The sequence below is a fragment of the Salipiger sp. PrR003 genome, assembly GCF_010500785.1.
GTDB classification, from domain to species: Bacteria; Pseudomonadota; Alphaproteobacteria; order Rhodobacterales; family Rhodobacteraceae; genus Salipiger; species Salipiger pacificus_A.
On the sequence record NZ_JAAGOV010000113.1, the window covers coordinates 1 to 2773 of the forward strand.

Annotated in this window: 5 protein-coding genes and 1 pseudogene; 5 read left to right on the forward strand and 1 reads right to left on the reverse strand. The window is 62.4% G+C overall.

The features are described from left to right. The coding region (locus tag G0D83_RS30735; protein WP_203595694.1) for an AAA family ATPase at positions 1-207 on the forward strand (207 nt) is incomplete at its 5' end. A gap of 302 nt (positions 208-509) precedes the next feature. On the opposite strand, the pseudogene G0D83_RS30740 reads toward G0D83_RS30735, so the two are convergent. Beyond that, positions 510-1263, reverse strand: a pseudogene (locus G0D83_RS30740) (IS5 family transposase). Positions 1264-1289: 26 nt separating this feature from the next. Here G0D83_RS30740 and G0D83_RS30745 point away from each other — a divergent pair. From G0D83_RS30745 to G0D83_RS30760, 4 genes are all read left to right on the forward strand, one after another. Beyond that, positions 1290-1502: a TRAP transporter large permease subunit gene (locus G0D83_RS30745; protein ID WP_370457367.1), complete on the forward strand. Its 213-nt coding sequence runs from the start codon at positions 1290-1292 to the stop codon at positions 1500-1502. Between the two features lie 137 nt (positions 1503-1639). Continuing rightward, positions 1640-1990, forward strand: a complete 351-nt coding sequence (locus G0D83_RS30750; RefSeq protein WP_255455881.1) for a TRAP transporter small permease — start codon at positions 1640-1642, stop codon at positions 1988-1990. Between the two features lie 14 nt (positions 1991-2004). After that, the gene (locus tag G0D83_RS30755; RefSeq protein WP_370457368.1) at positions 2005-2301 is read left to right on the forward strand and encodes an NIPSNAP family protein; all 297 of its coding nucleotides are present in this window, start codon (positions 2005-2007) and stop codon (positions 2299-2301) included. Between the two features lie 131 nt (positions 2302-2432). Continuing rightward, on the forward strand, positions 2433-2773 hold a 341-nt coding region (locus tag G0D83_RS30760; RefSeq protein WP_235958230.1), incomplete at its 3' end, for a PRC-barrel domain-containing protein.

Here is a 2773-nt window from a genome sequence, read left to right on the forward strand (position 1 = left end):
GTCCCGGATATGTGGACCGCAGGACTTGGAGGACCGGGCTTGAAGACCATCTCGACCATGATGATGAAAGGCGGCAGTGGGAAGACGACGCTGACCCGCATCCTCGCCTCGGCCGCCCTCGCCCGCGGCATGAAGGTCCACATCTTTGACGTCGACACCGACCCCCAAGCGCTTGGCTGGGAGGCCAGCTTCAGTGGAGCTTTATGAGGAAGTAATCCGGCGGCATGACCCGGGGGCCCGGTGCAGCGAGATTTGCAGTGATAGGTTGAGTTGTCGAACCTCAGCGCCTGGCAAGAACGGTAGCCAGAGATCGATCTTCACCTGCGCGACGCCCCCTAGCCCAGGTCGAGCGCCGCATGTTTGCCGGTATTTGCCGCGACCGCGATCCGCGCTGACGCACATTCCTGGGGCAAAGTAACCACGAACAAGCCATTCTGCCGCGGGCGGACGATCTGATCCGGCTCGCAGACGAGAGGCCGCGAGCCGCTAAGTTCCAGACTCGCTCTCTCTCAAAGCCAGAACAATACGGTTGCGGCGAGCATGATCGCGGAGAAGAACGTTTCCGGGCACCGGGCGTATCGCGTGGCGACGCCCCGCCAGTCCTTGAGGCGCCCGAACATGATCTCGATGCGGTTGCGCCTTTTGTACCGCCGCTTGTCATATTTGACGGCCCTCTTGCGGGACTTTCGGCCCGGGATGCAGACCTCTATTCCCTTGTCTTTCAAAGCTTCTCTAAACCAATCGGCATCATACCCCCGATCTGTCAGCAGCCAACCCGCCTTCGGCAGGCTGCCCAGCAGAGCCGCAGGGCCGGTGTAATCACCTGGCCTGCGGACATGAAGAACCCGGTCGGCCGTCCTTTGGCATCGGCAACCGCGTACAACTTGGTGTTCATGCCACCTTTGGTTCGCCCAATCTGGCGTCCGCGCCCCCCTTTTTCACGTACAAGCTCGATGCCGTGCGATGCGCCTTGAGATAGGCCGCATCGATCATGATGGTCTTATGCTCGGTACTCTCTTCGGCCAAGCCGACCATGATCCGGGCAAAGACTCCGTTGTCGCTCCGACGCTTCCAACGGTTGTAGAGGGTCTTGGCTGGCCCATATTCCTCAGGCGCATCACATCACCGCAACCTATTGCGATTGATGAAGATTGCACCGTTCAGAACACAACGATCATCAACGCGGGGCTTGCCATGGCTCTTCGGAAAAGATGGCTTCAGACGCTCCATCTGGGCGTCAGTCAGCCAGTAAAGCTTGCTCATCGATCAGGTCTCCTTGCGGTCCCTGAATCACGCCGAAAGCCCAAAATCAATGGGTCTGGAGCCTAACACCGCCGGTGGGCATGGTGCTCTTCGCCGTCTCCTCGGTCTCGGGCCTGTCGGTGGGCCGGCTGTCCAAGGCCCTGACACCCTATCTCATCGGGATCTTCGTCGTGCTTCTTGCGGTCTGCATCATCCCGGCTCTGTCGACGTGGTTCCCGACTCTGGTTCTGGGAGAATGACCATGATCGATCGATGTGTCGGCCAGCTCCTGCGCGGCGTGGCGATCCTTTGAGTGGTCGGGCTTTTCGCGCTCATCCTGCTCAACGTGACCGCGCGCAGTTTCGAGCTGGCGGGCCTGCCCTGATTCGACGAGGTATTGCAGGGGCTCTTCGCATGGATGGTGTTCATCGGCTCCGCCGCGCTCTGGCGGGAGCAGGACCATTTCCGCGTGGGCTGGCTCTCCGAGGTGCTGCCGCCGCGCGCCGCGCGACCAATGGCTCTTCTCGTGGTTCTGATCGAGGCGGCCTTCCTCGTCGCAATGACACGCCACAGATACGATCTCGCGCTCCAGTCGCGTGCGCTCACCCCAATCCTCAACCTGCCCACGGCGCTGTTCTACGCGGCGATCCCGCTCGCCGGGGCTGTCATGCTGGCCTATTCGGTCCGTGACCTGTGGCGTGTGTTGCGCGCCACACCCTCTGAAACAGAAATGACGTCCCTCCCATGATCTAAGACCATCGCATCTACCGCTGCCGCCCCGGCACCATCGCCAGACATCTGAAGCTCTACGAGGAGTTCGGCTGGCCGGTGCAGTCCAGGCATCTGGGGCAGCCGCTCTACATGCGCACGGAAAGCGGCGACGTGAACAGCTACGTGCACAGTTGGGTCTACGAGAACGTGGATGGCCGGGCGCAGAAGCGCGCGGCGCTGGCCGCGGATCCCGACTGGCAGGACTACCTGAAGAAGAGCGCCGAGGCCGATTACCTTGTCTCGCAGGTCAACAGCCTGATGACGGGCGTGCCTTTCTTCCGGCCCTGACGACCTGACCGCACCGCCGTGGCGCGCGGCCTCGGCGGAAAGGCGCTCTTTCCCGCCGTCCGCCCCGGGGGGCGCCGGAACATTGCCCCCTGCCTGCCCGTTTTACTGTCACATCAGGAGGAGATGTCACGATGCATGAGAGCTCGACAATGATTTCGTCCGACAAGGTCAACGGCACCGCGGTCTATTCCCGCACCGGCGAGCACATCGGCACGATCGACCACCTCACCATCGACAAGGCGACCGGCAAGGTGGCCTATGCGGTGATGGGCTTCGGAGGCTTTCTGGGGATGGGGGAAGACCACCACCCGATCCCTTGGGCCAAGCTGAGCTACGACACCAGCCGTGGCGGCTATGTGACCGACATCACGTCCGAGCAGCTGGAGGGCGCACCGGAGCGCGGCGACGACTGGCACCGCGACCGCGACTGGGAGGCCCGCACGCACGACTATTACGGCGTGCCCAACTACTG